The organism is Bacillus cereus group sp. BfR-BA-01355 (assembly GCF_022663675.1).
In the GTDB taxonomy this organism is placed as follows: Bacteria; Bacillota; Bacilli; order Bacillales; family Bacillaceae_G; genus Bacillus_A; species Bacillus_A thuringiensis_S.
This window is the reverse complement of record NZ_JAKUFY010000333.1, coordinates 1-372: the sequence shown is the minus strand read 5'-3', so window position 1 is coordinate 372 and position 372 is coordinate 1. Positions and strand designations below refer to the sequence as shown.

Sequence of the window (372 nt, the reverse complement as noted above, 5' to 3'; positions counted from 1 at the left end):
GGTCATCATGGACACCATCATCACCAAGGTCACCACGGTCATCATGGACATCATCATCACCAAGGTCACCACGGTCATCATGGACACCATCATGACCAAGGTCACCACGGTCATCAACAACAAGTACATCACCACGGTCACCACCACATTCATCCGCAAGCTGTTCTTTATCAAACTCACCAAGGCCATCAAGGCCATCAAGGCCATCAAGGCCATCAAGGCCATCAAGGCCATCAAGGCCATCAAGGCCATCAAGGCCATCAAGGCCATCACGGCCACCAAGGCCACCAAGGCCACCAAGGTCACCACGGTCACCAAGGTCACCAAGGTCACCAAGGTCACCACGGTCACCACGGTCATCAAGGCCAACAT

The 372-nt window shown here is 54.0% G+C and carries 1 pseudogene; it reads left to right on the top strand.

Annotation, left to right across the window (positions count from 1 at the left end):
* Positions 1-372, top strand: a pseudogene (locus MR167_RS33810) (hypothetical protein); the annotation flags it as partial.